Here is a 15,188-nt window from a genome sequence, read left to right on the forward strand (position 1 = left end):
TACCCCTTCCCAACGGCAGAAAACGTTTGCTGATGGGCATAAAAAAGCCTCCCGATGATGAGAGGCTTTTTTATGGGTGGTGAGTGAAAGATAAGGCACAGGGAGTGCTGCAACACTGGCCATGCCTAGGAGCGGAAAGCTGGGTTATCTGGAGTGGTAGAGTAACGGATAATCAGCGCAGAGGCCGCGCATACACGAGGGGAAATTATAAGGAGCATAGCTTGCCGGGGTGCTGCCAAGAGCAAAAAACGAACGACCGTTCGCAGCACGCCATGCAATCTACAAAAAAAGTTAACTCTGCAATTCTCTATGCAAGCAGTTAGGCGAAAAATAGCATTTTTAGTACTTGTGGTTTGATCTAATCTAGTTTGCTGAGATGAGTACCGGCTACCAATCTAAATGTACATAATTTTGAGCATAATATTTTGATATATAGGTAGATATAAAAAAGCCCGCTGTTTAAGCGGGCTTTTGTCAAGGCGGTTAATCTAGGTCGGGAACGGGTTGATTGGGGTAGCGCTTTTCGTGGATGGCTTGCACATGGCGCACCAGCAAGGCCCGCAACTCGTCGATATTCTGCCGCTCCTGGGCCGAAATAAAGATAACCGGGTCGTGCATTTTGGCCATGTACGTGGCTTGCAGCTGCTCCAACGTAGGCCGAGGCACGTGATCTTCGTCGGGGTTCATGCCCTCAAAGTTGCTGTGGTAGTCGGCGGGGTTTTCGTGGTTGTATTGATCGATCTTGTTGAATATCAGTAACATAGGCTTATCGGCAGCCCCAATATCCTTGAGGGTATCGTTCACCACTTCGATTTGTTCTTCGAACGTGGGGTGCGAAATGTCCACGACGTGGACCAGCAAGTCGGCCTCCCGGATCTCGTCCAGCGTCGATTTGAAGCTCTCGATCAGGCGGGTGGGCAGCTTGCGGATAAATCCAACCGTGTCGGAGAGCAAGAAAGGAATGTTCTCCAGCACCACCTTGCGCACCGTCGAGTCGACAGTCGCGAAGAGCTTATTTTCGGCAAACACGTCGGAGCGCGACAGCAGGTTCATGATCGTGCTCTTGCCTACGTTGGTGTAGCCTACCAAGGCCACCCGCACGATGCCCGAGCGCGACTTGCGCTGGGTGTTGCTCTGTTTCTCAAAGTCTTCGAGCTTCTCTTTCAGCAACGCAATGCGGTCGCGCACAACGCGGCGGTCGGTTTCGATCTCGGTTTCACCCGGTCCGCGCTGGGCTACGCCACCACCGCGTTGCCGGCCTAAGTGAGTCCAGAGGCCAGTGAGCCGGGGTAGAAGATATTGATACTGAGCTAGTTCCACTTGAGTGCGAGCCGTGGCCGATTTTGCCCGTCGGGCAAAAATATCGATGATCAGCAGCGAACGGTCCACGATCTTAACCTGCAATTCGGCCTCAAGGTTACGCAGCTGCGAAGGCGACAAGTCGTCGTCGAAAATAACCATGCTGGCCTTCGTGTGCCGCACATACGCCTTGATTTCGGCCAGCTTGCCTTCGCCCACAAACGTGCGGGTATCGGGCTTTTCGAGGCGTTGCACGAAACGTTTAGTGACGATAGCGCCTGCAGTTTCGGTCAGGAAAGCTAGCTCGTCGAGGTACTCTTGGGTTTTGGTATCGGCCTGGCGCTTATCCGGAACGGCCACCAGCACGGCAGTTTCCTGCTCGGTAGAAGTTTCGTAAGTGCCCTTCGTGGGGTCTTTGGTAGGAAGGTAGGCGCCTGCTTTGGCATCGTCGGCGTTGGGGTGCCGGGTGCTGTTGGTGGGGCTCCAGTTATGTGACTTGGTCTTTTTTGCCATTAGATTTAGATAAAAGGATAAGCTCCGTCGCTGGAAAATGCGTGCGGCGGAGACCAGGCAACCAATTAGCGAAGCGTCAGAGAATAAGCAACGACCTGCTCAATCTCCTGTTCGCTGAGGCGGCCTTTGAAGGGCGGCATCTTGCCCAAGCCGTTGGTAACAAGGTACACGCGACCGGCGGCCGTTAGGTTGCTTTTGCTGAGGTCGTGGGCACCGTTGAGACCTTTTCGGCCGTCGTCGCCGTGGCACACAGCGCAGTTGCTCGCGTATAGCGTCTGGCCCGCCGCTAGGGCATCGTTTTCCAGCGTATTGACGATGGCCGCCGGGGCGGCAGGGTCAGGGGTGGTGACGGCGGGCTCGGCTCGGGTAGTGTCGGTAGAGCTGCAGCCCCAAAAGGCAACGGAGGCTATGCCCAAGGGCAGTAAGCCACGCAGCAAGGCTGGAAAGAAGCATTTCATAAGGGCTGATCGCAACGTTCAAACAGACTGCAAAGTAACCAAAGCGCCGCGGCCCGCGCATTCTTCGGCGGGGTACGCCGCGGCTTGAGTTGCTGACCGTTACCTTTGCCGACTGAAATACCCTGTTGCATGCGCGTCGCTATCGTCATTAATACCTCCTGGAATATCTGGAATTTTCGTCGCAGTCTGGTTAAAGCCTTGCAGGCGGCCGGACATGAGGTGCTGGCCATTGCGCCGCCCGATGCCTATTCCGCCCGCCTTGAAACAGAACTTGGGTGCCGTTACGTGCCCATTGTGATGGAAAATAAAGGGACTAATCCCGTAAAAGATGCGCTGCTCACGCGGCGCTTCTACCAGATTTACCGGCGCGAGCGGCCCGACGTAGTGTTGCAGTACACCATCAAGCCTAATATTTATGGTACGCTGGCGGCCCGGATTGCGGGTATCCCCAGCATTAATAACGTATCGGGGTTGGGTACAGTGTTCATTATTAAGAACTTGGTGAGCCGCGTAGCCTTGGGGCTGTATCGCTTTGCGTTTCAGTTTCCGTACCGCGTGTTCTTTCAGAACGACGACGACCGGCAGCTTTTCCTGCAAAATGGACTGGTGAAGCCCGGTATCACCGATCTGCTGCCCGGTTCGGGCATCGACACCGAGCGATTTCAACCAGCTGCGCAATTCGTTCGCAATGAGCCTTTTACGTTTCTGATGATTGCGCGCGTCCTCTACGAGAAGGGCGTGGAAGAATATTTTGAAGCCGCCCGGCTGGTGCGCGCCGCCGTGCCCGGTACGCGGGTGCAGCTTCTGGGCGGCATCGACGAATCGGGTAACATCGGCGTGAAGCAGGCTGTGCTGGCAGAATGGCTGCGGGCCGGCAACGTCGAATACCTGGGCACTTCCGACAACGTGGCCGAGCACATCCGGCGCGCCGACTGCGTGGTGCTGCCGTCATACCGCGAGGGCACGCCCAAAACCTTGCTCGAAGCCGCCGCCATGGGCAAGCCCATCGTGACGACCGACGTGCCCGGCTGCCGCGAAACCGTAGTTAATGGCCTGAACGGTCTGCTCTGCAAAGTCCGTAACGCCGCCGATCTGGCCGAAAAAATGCAGCAGATTTTGCACCTAGCACCCACTCAGCTAGCCGCTATGGGCAAAGCCAGCCGGCAGCTGGCCGAGCAAAAATTCGACGAGCGAATTGTGCTTGAGAAGTACCTTCGCCTCGTCAGCGAAGTCGGTGCAAAAGCCAAACCAGCCGCGGCAGCAGTGTAGTAGAGATTTGTAAAAACCTGATTGATAATAACTTAGAATAACGTAGCTACATGCAAGTCATCCAACACGCACTGGCAGGTGTCGTAGAGTTTATTCCACGCGTCTTCGGCGATGCCCGTGGCGCTTTTTTCGAATCGTTTAGCGACCGCCTGATGCGTGAAGCCGGCGTCGTAGGCAATTGGGTGCAAGACAACCAGTCGAAGTCGGCGCGGGGTGTGTTGCGAGGCCTGCATTTTCAGCGGCCGCCGCACGCGCAAGCCAAGCTGGTGCGCGTAGCTGCCGGTCGGGCTCTGGACGTGGTGGTGGACATTCGGCGCGATTCGCCTACGTATGGGCAGCACCTGGCCGTGGAGCTGGATGCTTCCCGCTATAACATGCTGTACGTACCCGTAGGCTTTGCCCACGGCTTCGCCTCGTTAGAGGACGACACGCTTTTCTTGTACAAATGCACTGATTATTATCAGCCTAGCGCCGAAGGTGGTCTGCGTTGGGACGATCCGGCGTTGGGCATCAACTGGGGTCTCAACAACGCCACCGTTTCCGATAAAGACCGTATCCTGCCTCTGTTGGCTGATTTCGACTCGCCTTTCTAAACCACAGATTGCGGCGGAGGCGCCGAATTCCGCGGATTTGGTGGACGGCGCAATTTATTGTTAATAAAAAAGTCCCCGCTGCACATGCAGCGGGGACTTTTTTGCAACTACCTGATTTGACAAATGTCTAATTATCAGATGCTTGTAAATTATGTCAGACTGTCCACCAAATCCGTGAAATCCGCCGCCTCCGTCCAATCCGTGGTTCAGACAAGCTCCATGAGCGTTTCTAAGCCCATGCCTCGTGACCCTTTTATTAAAATGAGCTTATTTGTAAGTTTCTGATTAACAAGGTGTTGTGCGGCTTCAGCTTTCGTGGGGAAATATTGAAAATCGGGGCGTAAGGCAGCATAGCGCATATCGGAGCCGCAGAGTAATACGGTGCCAAATTGCTGATTAGCAAGTAGTTCGCCAAGGGCGCGGTGTTCGGCTTCGCTTTCCTGGCCCAGCTCAAACATATCGCCCAGAATCACAACCTTATCTGCGGCTGCCGCGCCGGGGCGGCTGGCAAAGCTGGTGATGGCTGCCGCCATCGACGAAGGGTTGGCATTGTAGGCGTCCAGTACTACTTCGTTGCGAGCCGTGCGCACAAGCTGCGAGCGGTTGTTGGTAGGGGCGTAACTGGCTAACGCTGAAGCAATATCGGCGGGAGTAACCCCAAAATAGGCTCCCACGGCAGCGGCGGCCGCCAGATTCAGAAAGTTGTAGCCACCGGTGATTTGCGCTTCTACTTCGGTGCCGTTGAAGAGGCGAAATACGACGTGCGGAGCCGCCGCCAGCAGTTCTGCGGGGTACGTATCGCCGGGGTTTGGGTACGTGATGCGGTCGGCCACCGCGGCCGCAATGGCGGGCAGCTTCGCATCGGCGGTATTGACGAAGGCTGTCCCGCCCGTATCAGCCAAGTAGCGCAGCAGTTCGCCTTTGCCTTTTGCCACGCCCTCTTCGCCTCCGAAGCCTTCCAGATGCGCTTTGCCGATGTTGGTAATCAGGCCGTGCGTGGGCTCGGCGATCGAGCAAAGCAGCGCAATTTCGCCCTGGTGGTTGGCGCCCATTTCCACAATCGCCAACTCATGTTCGTGGGGGCGAATGCTGAGCAGCGTCAGCGGCACGCCGATGTGGTTGTTGAGGTTGCCCTTGGTGTATTGTACCTGAAATTTGCGGCGCAATACGCTGTAAACCAGTTCTTTGGTGGTTGTCTTGCCGTTGGAGCCCGTAATGCCCAACACCGGAATCTGGAGTTGCTGGCGGTGGTGGCGGGCCAGCTGTTGCAAGGCCGCCAAGGGGTCGGGGGCGTAGGTGTAATGCGCCGGGTCAGTAGCCACCAAGTCGGCATCGTCGACGACGGCGTAGCGCGCCCCTTTGGCCAGGGCTTGCGGCGCAAAATCACGGCCCCGAAACGAAGGTCCGTTTAAGGCAAAAAACAGGGTATTCGACTGCTCTTGACGCGAATCGGTGCTGACGGCGGAGCATTCCTGGAACCGGGCGTAGAGCGCCGCTGTATCTTCCATATTGATTCTGGTACTTTAGGCTTTAGTTGTTGTTACGAAGAATAATCCTGTTGTCAATGCTGCGGTGCCAACTATTTGTATTTCAATTATTTATGGCGATGCTGCCTGGCATGGCCGCCGCGCAGTCGGTACCAGCGTTTGGCTTTGAGCCGCAACCGCAGCTGGCAAAAGTAGTGCACGGCACCGAGACGCTGCGCAACCCCTGGGCCGGCGGCCTCAACTCGCCGCAGTTTTCCAGCATCGACCTGAACGGCGATGCCCAGCCCGATCTCTACGCCTTCGACCGTGCGACCAACCGTTCGCTTACGTTTCTGAGTGTGGCCGATGCCACCGGCGCGCGCACTTGGCAGTACGCCCCCCAATACGCCGGCTTGTTTCCGGCCGACCTGCGCGGGTGGGTGCTGCTGCGCGACTACGATTGCGACAACCGCCCCGATATCTTCACCTTCGCCAACGGCGGCGACATTCGGGTGTTTCGGAACGTAGCCGGAACCGGCGGCGCACCTACATTTCAGTTGGTTTCCGATCAACTCCTGTTTTATAACAACTCGGTCAACCAAGGCAACATCAACACGGGCGGCTACAACATGCCCGCGGTGCAGGACATCAACGGCGACGGCAAGCTCGATATTCTGACCTTCGACTTCGTCAACAGCGTGTATGTGGAGCTGTACCTAAATGCTTCACCAGCAAGTACTTGCGGAGGACTGCAATTTGCGCAGGAAAGCACGTATTGGGGCAATATTTCAAATTGCTTTACGTCGTGCACGTCGTTTTCTTTCAACGGTGCCTGCAAGCTGGCCGCCAAGCCCCAGCATACGGGCGGCCACAACCTGCTCACCTTGGACCTCGACGGCGACGGCGACCAAGATATTCTGACCGGCCGCGACAACTGCGCCGAACTTGTGAGCCTGACCAACCAGGGCACCCGCACGCTGGCCGCCATGAGCAGCAGTAGCCTAAACACCAGTTTTCCCTCAAACACTACCCCGGCGCGCGTGCCCAATTTTCCGGCGGCGTATTCGCTGGACGTGACGTTTGATGGCCGCCCCGATCTGTTGGTGGCGCCTAATTTGGTCGACAATACCGATACCGTCAGCACAGCACAATCGGTGTGGCTGTACGAAAACACGAGCGCGAGCAACGTGCCCAACTTCGTCTACCGCCAGCCCGATTTTTTGCAGCGCGACATGCTGGATTTCAGCGAGGGCGCAGTTCCCACCTTCGGCGACCTTGACAGCGATGGCCTGAAAGACATGCTGGTGGGCAGCACCAACCGCACCAACGCCGGTGGGTTTTACCGGGCTTCGCTTGCGTTTTACCGGAACACGGGCACGGCAACCTCGCCTGTGTTTCAGCGTCAATCAACTGACTACCTGGGGTTTGTGGCAAGAAAATATGCAACCTTGAAACCCGTATTAGTTGATTTGAACGGCGACGGAGCGCTCGATCTGGTCTTTTCAGGACTGCGACTGGGCGCGACTTCTAACCAAATTGGCTACCTGCTCAACAAAGCGGCGGCGGGCCAAGCAGCGGTATTCGATGCCGCTGCACCCGAATATTTCACCACGATTACTACCGCCACGCCCAACGATTCGCCCTGCTTCACCGACGTAAACGGTGACGGGAAACCGGACATGTTGCTGGGAACCAATGCAGTAGACGTTACCAATTCGGGGCTGCGTTATTACCGCAACACGGGCACCGGCTCGCTCGGCCAAGCCTTTGTGCTGGCGGATGCCGACTACGGCAAAATCCGGTCGACGACAGGCACGCAGCCGTACAATCTGGCCCCGGCAGTAGCTGATTTCGACGGCGACGGCACCCCCGACTTGCTGATTGCCGACGGTGAAGGGCAGGTAAAGCTGTACGCCAACTACCGGGCGCAAGCGGCACCCTTTGTAGCCCGTACCGATTTGTTTTACAATGCCTTAACCGATCAATACCAAGCCGCTCGTTTGGGTCAGGGCTTCAAAAACCGCTTGGTGCCAGTAGTTGCCGACCTGAATAGTGACCGGGCACCGGAGCTGTTTGTGGGGCTGGAAAGCGGCGGAATTTCGGCCTTCAGCATCCGCGGGCGAGTGCTGAGTTCCCCAACGGCCGCCGCGCTGGCACTGGCGTTGCGCATTTATCCGAACCCCGCGAGCACGTCTTTTACCGCCGAAACGGCCCAGCCTACCCGCCTGACGCTACTCGCTGTTACGGGCCGCACCGTTCGCTTAGTGCCGGCGCTGGCGCGCACGCACACAGTGGACCTAATGGGTTTGGCGGCCGGCGTATACTTGCTCCGTGTCGAATCAGCTAACGGCGTGCCGGTGGTACAACGCGTTGTGGTGCAATGAGTTATGTTTCTTGTAAACGCCTTTAGCTCCGCGGCTTAGGCTGTAGCGCCAAGTCGTGCAGCTCGAAGGCGTCGGCGTCGAGAAAGGCGGCGAAGCGCTCGCGGAAAGAATCCAGATCGGTGCGGCGCAGGGTGCGCGTGATGCAGGTTTCTTGGTTGCCAACTTCCACGAGGTATTCGCCACGCATGTCGATGAGGGCCGAATCGCCGGTGTACACCAAGCTGTTGCCATCAACGCCTACGCAATTGACGCCGACCGTATACGCCAGGTTTTCGATGGCGCGAGCCCGCAGCAGCGTCATCCAGGCGGTGCGGCGGGCAGCGGGCCAATTGGCCACGTAAATCAGCAGATCGTAGGGCTCCTGGGCCGGATTGCGGCTCCACACCGGAAAACGCAAATCGTAGCACACCAGGGGGCAGATGCGCCAGCCCCGCCATTCTTCAATCAGGCGTTCCGAACCCGGCGTGTACACGGCAGTTTCGCCGCCCATCCGAAACAAATGGCGCTTGTTGTAGTAGCTGAGTGTGCCATCGGGGCGCACCCACAGCAGGCGGTTGTAGTAAAAATCGCCTTCGCGCACCACGATGCTACCCGTGACCACGGCGTCGCGTTCGGCGGCCCATTGGCGCATCCAGGCGATGGTGGGGCCATCCATGGTTTCGGCCACGGCGGGCGCTTCCATGGTAAAGCCCGTCGTAAACATTTCCGGTAGTACGATCAGGTCGGTGGGCACGGAAATACCGCTGATGCGGCGGCCTAACTCGGTCCGGTTGGCTTCCGGGTCATGCCACTGCAAGGCCAATTGCACGAAGGAAACAGTAAGATCAGACAAGGGAAGGGAAACTAATAAGTGGACGGATTGCTGAATATTAGCGAAAAATAACGTCAAGTTCGGCTATGGGCGGCCAGCTATTTTGCTGGCTCGGGCTGCTGCCGCTTCTAAAGGTTGCGCAGCCGTTCGGCGGCGGCGCGCAGGGTTTCGTCTTTTTTGGCGAAGCAAAAGCGCACCAGCCCGTGGTCGGTGCCGTCGTGGTAAAAGGCTGACATGGGCACCACCGCCACGCCGGCTTCCTGCGTCAGACGGCGTGCAAAGGTAACGTCGTCTTCGTTGGGTGCAATAGCTTGATAACGAGCCAATTGGAAATATGATCCCGGCGAAGGCAGCAACTCAAACCGGGTGGCACGCATCAACTCGCCGAATAAGTCCCGCTTTTGCTGATAGAAACCGGGTAGCGACTGGTAATGGTCGGCGTTGGCGAGCACATCGGCAAGGGCGTGCTGCGTAGGCGTGCTCACGGCAAACGTCAGGAATTGATGCACCCGCCGCACCTCGGCTGTGAGCAGTGGCGGTGCAATGCAATAGCCTACTTTCCAGCCCGTTGCATGGTAGGTTTTGCCAAACGACGACAGCACAAAGCCCCGCGCGGCCAGCTCGGGGTGCTGCAATACGCTGCGGTGCTGCTGCCCATCAAACACCATGTGTTCGTACACTTCGTCGCTGAGCACGAAGGCCTCGGTTGGGGCGAGCAGGTCCGCCAGCGCATTCAGGTCGTCGTCGGTGAGCACGGCGCCGCTGGGGTTGTGAGGCGAGTTCACCATGATTAGGCGGGTGCGTGGGCTAATGGCGGCGGCCACCCGCTCCCAGTCGGGGAGAAAATCGGGGAGCGCGAGTGGCACGTACACCGGCACACCACCTTGCAGCCTAATAGCGGGCCCGTAGAGGTCGTAAGCCGGTTCGAGCACAATGACTTCATCGCCGGGGCGCACTACGGCGGCCAGCACGGCATACAGGGCTTCGGTGGCGCCGCTGGTAACGGTGATTTCGGTATCGGGGTTAGGGGCCGACACGCCGTAGGTAAGGGCGGTTTTCTCGCTGATCAGGGCGCGCAACCGCGGCAGACCCGGCATGGGGGCGTACTGGTGGTGGCCGGGCGTTTGGGCATGGCGGGCCAGCGCGTCGGTGAGCACCTGAGGCGGATCATAATCCGGAAAACCTTGCGCCAGATTGATCGCGCCGCATTCGGTCGCCAATTGCGACATCACCGAAAAAATGCTAGTGCCCACGTCGGGCAGTTTGGAAGCAAGAGAAGGCAAAACCATGTTCAGAAGCTAAATGCGGGTGTGATGGCTTTTATTTGTAATATATTATATATCAATAGGTTATAAAGAGTGCAGAATAGGCTCGCGGGGCGCGGCAAGGGCGGCTCCGGCGGCGGCAAAGTGCACCCGAAACGCGGTGCCTTCGCCTACCTTGCTGTGTACCTCGAGCCGGCCGCCGTGGCTTTGCACAATGCGGTTGACCAAGTACAAACCCATGCCGCTGCCTTCGACGTGCACATGAAAGCGCCGGAACATCTGAAACAGTTGGCTTCCGTAGCGTTCCAGGTCGATGCCCAGGCCGTTGTCTTGCACTACCAGCACCGCGTGGTCTTCTTGCCACAGGCTCTGAATGGTGATGCGCGGCGTGCGGTCGGTGGCGGAATACTTCACGGCATTGCTGAGCAGGTTGTAGAGGATGCTGCGCAGGTTGGGGCGCACAAATTCGAGCACCGGCACCTGGGCCACGTCCAGCTCGATGATGGCCCCGATGGCAGATGTCTGATCGCGAATGCTGTCGAGCACTTCGTAGGTGAGGCCGGCCAGCGGGATGGGTTCGGCCAGAATTTCCTGCCGCAGCTTCTGCACCTGCACTAGGTCGGAGAGGTTGTGAATGGTGTCGAAAATCTGCTGCAAAGCCCGCTCAAACATCGAAATGAGTTTCCCGGCGTCGGGGTCGCTGAAGTGGGCGCTCCCGACGAGTTCGTGGAAGATGCCGGCCATGTTGTTGATGGGCTGCTTGAGGTCGTGGGAGGCGGTGTACACGAAGTTGTCGAGGTCCTGATTGGTGCGCGTCAGTTCTTGGTTCTGCTGCTCGAGGCGCTGCTGAAGCTGGCGCAATTCCGTGATGTCGGTGTTGGTGCCAAACCAGCGCACGATATTTCCCCGCACATCCAGCTCAGGCATCGTTTGATTCAGAAACCAGCGGTACTCGCCATCGTAACGGCGGAAACGTATTTCGAAGCTCCAGCCCCGCTTTTCTTTGCGGGCCTTGACATATTCTTCCTCCGTTCGGGCCAGGTCGTCGGGGTGAATGACCAAGCGCCACTGCTCGTCGATGCCCGCCGTACCGGGCAGGCCGGTGTAGGCGTACCACTGCGGGCTCACGTAATGGCCCACTCCCGACGCTTCGTTGATGTAGCTTATGTTGGGCAGCGCCTCCATCATGCGCCGCAGCCGCTCGTCGCGGCGGCTGATTTCCGCGCCTAGGTGCTCGGCCTCGCGGCGGGCCAGCACGCGTTCGGTGGCTTCCACGGCAAACATCAGCACGGCCTGCGACTGGCTTTCTTCGTCGAGCAGCGGCTGGTACGTAAAATCGTAATAGTGCAGCTCCGGCTCCTGTGTGTCGGGGTTCAGAATGGTGAAGGGAGCTTCCAAGACCGAAAAAGTCTCCTTGGTAACTATCAGATTATCAAGTATTTGTAATAATCCGCTTTGGGCTATATCGGGCACTACCTGCGTAACGGGCAAGCCCCGCCGGCCGTGACCACCCAGCAGCTTATTCAGATTGTCGTTGATAAAGCTCAGCACGTGGCCGGGGCCCGTCATGAGGGCGATGTAGGCCGGCATCGTGTCGATGATGCGTTGCAGTTGCTGGTCTTTTTTCTGCAAAAGCGCCAGCGCCTCCCGCCGGTCGTGGATGTCAGTGGCCGTCCCAACCCACTGCGTGATGCGCCCGTTGGCGTCCCGGACGGGTGAGGCACGGGCCAGAAACCAGCGGTAGTCAGCCGAAGTCGTATTGCGCAGCCGCAACTCGACTTCGAATAGCTCACCTGTGCGCAAAGTCCGTTCGCGCTCTTGGCGTGCGTACTCAATGTCGTCGGGGTGCGCGTGGGCACCCCAGCCCCAGTTGCGGGCCTCCGCCAGCGACACGCCCATATATTGCTCCCAGTACGGGTTGATGTAGTCGAGTTCACCTTCGGCGGTGGTCGTCCAGACCATGTGCTGCTGCGCTTCCGTCAGCACCCGGAAGCGGGCCGCGCTCTGCTCCAGTTCGCGCTCGGCCTGGCGCTGGTCGGTAATGTCCTGCATGGCGCCCACCAGCCGGATGGCCGCGCCTTCGGCATCCCGCACTATAAACGCCCGGTCAGCCACATACGCCCAGGTGCCGTCGGCTTTTCGCAGACGATACTCCACGTTCAGCAGGTCATCTTTTCCGGTCAAAGCTTCGTTCATCCGGGCTTCGAGCTGCGCAAGATCGTCAGGGTGTACACAGCTGCGCCAGAACTCTATGGTCGCTTGTTCGGGCCCCAACGGATAGCCAAAGCGCTCGGTAAACAGCTCGTTGCGCCAGATGCTGCCGCGGCGCAGGTCCACATCCCACACCGTGTCGTGGGTGGCGCGGGTCAGCAGCTCGTAGCTTTCTTTGCTGAAGGCCCCTTCCTGTTCCATGCGCAGGCGGGCGGTCACGTCCTCGGCCCGGCACAGCAAGTAGCGCAACGCCCGATCGGCACCGAGCACAGGGCGCACCGTGGTTTGCCAGTAGCGCACCTCCGTCCGGCCGTTGGTCCGTGGCAAGTTATAGCGCTGCACGGGCATCGTGACGGGGCGCAAGCGCGCGCGTACTTCCTCGAGGGTAAGCTCCCATTGTTGCAGCACGGCGTCCGGGTCGGAGAGCGGATTGGTGGGAAACACCTCGTGAAAATGCCGGCCCAGCAACGCTTCCCGCGGCTGATCCACGGCCCGGCACATCATCTCGTTGACCGCCACGAGTACGAACTCTAGGTCGAGCGCCAGGTAAGGGACAGGCAGCGCATCAAACAAGAGCTGAAAATCGACGGGCTCGGCGGGGGTGGGATGCTGCATAGAATGGAACGCTAACCTTGGGAAGCCCGGCCGCGGTGCATAACGGCTCTGCGCACCCAAGCAAAGATAGCCGCCCAGAGCGGCGTTTGCGGCACCTCCTGCGCAAAAGTTGCACGCCAACGCTGGCTACGCAAAGCCGTTTAAGTACCCCCTGTGCTTTGAATGATGCTTAATGTAAAATACTGATAGCCAAGTATTTGTAAAATAAACCTGCCCGTGCTTACGGGGAGGCTTTTGCGTAGTATTGACTACCAAATTACTACAAAGGGTTCTTCAGCAGTTGCGGATAAGCCGCGCGAAACTTCAGAATCTTGGGCGTCGAAACACTTTGCACATAAGGGTTGTCGGGGTTCAGGCGGAAATAGCCTTGGTGGTAGTCTTCGGCGGGCCAAAACTCGGTGAAGGGCAGCACCTGCGTTACGATGGGGTCGGAGTAGTGCTTTGAGGCGTTCACTTTCTGAATGGTGGCCTCGATTTGCTGCTTTTCTTGGGGCGTGCGGTAGAAGGCAATGGAGCGGTACTGCGTGCCGGCATCGGGACCTTGGCGGTTGAGCGTAGTGGGGTCGTGGCCAGCCAGGAAAAATACATCGAGCAGCTGCTGGTAGGTGATTTCTTTCGGGTCGTAATACACCTGAATCGATTCGGCGTGGCCGGTTTGGCCGCTGCCCACTTGCTCGTAGGTTGGGTTCTGTTCCTTACCGCCGGCGTAGCCCGAGACCACTTCGCGCACGCCCCGAATCTCCTCAAAGATCTCTTCCGTGCACCAAAAACAGCCCCCGGCAAACGTGGCCACCGCCAAGCCTGTCAGGTTGGTGGGCGCCTTGCCCGCCGTGGAACGCATGGCCGTCTGCTTTTCAGAATGACTTTGCGAGCAGGCCACTGCTAGCAGCAACAGGCCCACCCAATAGAGTTTCAACTTGATCATCATGGCGAGATATACGAAGTAAAAGCACGCTCGGAGCAGCCGATATAAGGCCGCGCCCAAACTGCTCACGCACACCCTAACAGGTGAGGTGGCCGATTGGTGGCCTTCTCAGAATCGGACGGTACAAGATTCAACGAAATAGCAGTGCGCGTTTTTGTATAAGATATTGATAATAAAAATGTTATAAAAAGCACAGGCTCGGCTGCATGCAGCCGAGCTTGTGCTTAAAATTCATTACGGACGATGCGCTAAGCCGCGACTGTATGCAACTCGTTGAGGTTCTGAGAGATAAAATGCGTCTCTTCTGGGGAGAGATTTACGTCGGCGGCTTTGGCGTTTTGGGTGGCTTGTTCCGGGTTGCGGGCCCCGACTAGCGCCACCGTGATGCCGGGCTGCTTCAGCGTCCAGGCAATGACGAGCTGCGCCAGAGTGGCGTTTTTGCTTTCGGCCAGCGGGCGGATCTTGTTGAGAAAGGCGTTGGTGCGGTTGATGTTTTCGTCGGTGTAGAGCGGGTGCGTGTTGCGCAAATCGCCTTCGCCAAAATGCTGTCCCGGCTTGATTTTGCCCGTAAGCAAGCCCAGCTGCAAGGGGCTGTAGGCCAGAATGCTCTTGTAGTGGGCCAAGCAATACGGCACTACATCTTGCTCGATGTTACGGCGCAACATGCTGTACGGCACTTGGTTAGAAGCCAGCGTGAGCGTTTTTTCGGCTTCTTCCATTTGCGCGACGGAATAGTTGGAAACCCCCGCGGCGCGTACTTTGCCTTGCTCAATCAGCCGCGACACGGCCTCCATGGTTTCGGCGATGGGCGTGGTCACGTCGGGCCAGTGCTGCTGGTAGAGGTCGATGTAGTCGGTGCCGAGGCGGCGCAGGCTGTCTTCGCACTCCTTGATGATGCTGTCGCGGCCGCCGTATTTGTACACGTCGAGGTCGTGGCCGTTGTTGTCTTTGCTTTTGAAGCCAAAGTCGCCCTTTTTCTCATCCCAGCGCATGCCGAACTTGGTGAGAATCTGCACTTTGTCGCGCGGCAACCCTTTGATGGCTTCGCCCACAATTTCCTCACTCAGTCCTTGCCCGTAAATAGGCGCTGTGTCGATGGAGGTGATGCCCAGGTCGTAAGAGGCCCGAATGGCGCCTACGGCGTCGTTCTGTTCGGTGCCGCCCCACATCCAGCCACCCGCTGCCCAGCTGCCAAATGCAATCCGCGACACCTGTACGTCGGTGGTGCCTAGTTTTTGATATTCCATGTAAGTGTTTGATTTGTAAGTATTTGCGAAAGCATGCTATCCAGCCGTGAACGAGCAGTTGCCCTTCTCCGGCTGGCCTCGGTCTTGTTACATTCTGTGAATACCCCAAAAAGGCCCCGTAGGTTTGTACGG

11 protein-coding genes are annotated in these 15,188 nt (G+C 57.9%); 3 read left to right on the top strand and 8 right to left on the bottom strand.

What is annotated here, in order from left to right; all coding sequences use genetic code 11:
- Positions 1–483 precede the first annotated feature (483 nt).
- Positions 484–1,812, bottom strand: a complete 1,329-nt coding sequence (gene hflX, locus FHG12_RS10705; RefSeq protein WP_139515725.1) for a GTPase HflX — start codon at positions 1,810–1,812, stop codon at positions 484–486.
- 65 nt (positions 1,813–1,877) lie between these two features.
- Positions 1,878–2,270, bottom strand: a complete 393-nt coding sequence (locus FHG12_RS10710; RefSeq protein WP_139515726.1) for a c-type cytochrome — start codon at positions 2,268–2,270, stop codon at positions 1,878–1,880.
- Between the two features lie 129 nt (positions 2,271–2,399).
- Here FHG12_RS10710 and FHG12_RS10715 point away from each other — a divergent pair, with 129 nt between their 5' ends.
- Positions 2,400–3,539: a glycosyltransferase family 4 protein gene (locus tag FHG12_RS10715; protein ID WP_139515727.1), complete on the top strand. Its 1,140-nt coding sequence runs from the start codon at positions 2,400–2,402 to the stop codon at positions 3,537–3,539.
- A gap of 50 nt (positions 3,540–3,589) precedes the next feature.
- Positions 3,590–4,132, top strand: a complete 543-nt coding sequence (rfbC, locus tag FHG12_RS10720; RefSeq protein WP_139515728.1) for a dTDP-4-dehydrorhamnose 3,5-epimerase — start codon at positions 3,590–3,592, stop codon at positions 4,130–4,132.
- 206 nt (positions 4,133–4,338) lie between these two features.
- Here rfbC and FHG12_RS10725 read toward each other — a convergent pair whose 3' ends face one another.
- Entirely contained in the window at positions 4,339–5,640 is a 1,302-nt protein-coding gene (locus tag FHG12_RS10725; protein WP_139515729.1) for a UDP-N-acetylmuramoyl-tripeptide--D-alanyl-D-alanine ligase, read from the bottom strand.
- Positions 5,641–5,732: 92 nt separating this feature from the next.
- Between FHG12_RS10725 and FHG12_RS10730 the strand changes: the two genes are divergently transcribed.
- Positions 5,733–7,982, top strand: coding sequence for a T9SS type A sorting domain-containing protein (locus FHG12_RS10730; RefSeq protein ID WP_165699372.1), 2,250 nt, complete (start codon positions 5,733–5,735; stop codon positions 7,980–7,982).
- Positions 7,983–8,004: 22 nt separating this feature from the next.
- Here the strand turns inward: FHG12_RS10730 and FHG12_RS10735 are convergent, their stop codons facing one another.
- From FHG12_RS10735 to FHG12_RS10755, 5 genes are all read right to left on the bottom strand, one after another.
- Complete coding sequence (locus FHG12_RS10735) at positions 8,005–8,814, bottom strand: amidohydrolase (RefSeq protein WP_139515731.1); 810 nt, start codon at positions 8,812–8,814, stop codon at positions 8,005–8,007.
- Between the two features lie 107 nt (positions 8,815–8,921).
- On the bottom strand, positions 8,922–10,082 hold the full coding sequence (locus tag FHG12_RS10740; RefSeq protein ID WP_139515732.1) for a methionine aminotransferase: 1,161 nt from the start codon (positions 10,080–10,082) through the stop codon (positions 8,922–8,924).
- A 60-nt stretch (positions 10,083–10,142) separates the two neighbouring features.
- Complete coding sequence (locus tag FHG12_RS10745; protein ID WP_139515733.1) at positions 10,143–12,884, bottom strand: PAS domain-containing protein; 2,742 nt, start codon at positions 12,882–12,884, stop codon at positions 10,143–10,145.
- A gap of 259 nt (positions 12,885–13,143) precedes the next feature.
- The gene (msrA, locus tag FHG12_RS10750) at positions 13,144–13,809 is read right to left on the bottom strand and encodes a peptide-methionine (S)-S-oxide reductase MsrA (RefSeq protein ID WP_139517766.1); all 666 of its coding nucleotides are present in this window, start codon (positions 13,807–13,809) and stop codon (positions 13,144–13,146) included.
- A gap of 248 nt (positions 13,810–14,057) precedes the next feature.
- Positions 14,058–15,056: an aldo/keto reductase gene (locus tag FHG12_RS10755; protein ID WP_139515734.1), complete on the bottom strand. Its 999-nt coding sequence runs from the start codon at positions 15,054–15,056 to the stop codon at positions 14,058–14,060.
- Positions 15,057–15,188: the final 132 nt, after the last annotated feature.

Origin of the sequence: Hymenobacter jejuensis (assembly GCF_006337165.1) — a bacterium.
GTDB lineage: Bacteria > Bacteroidota > Bacteroidia > Cytophagales > Hymenobacteraceae > Hymenobacter > Hymenobacter jejuensis.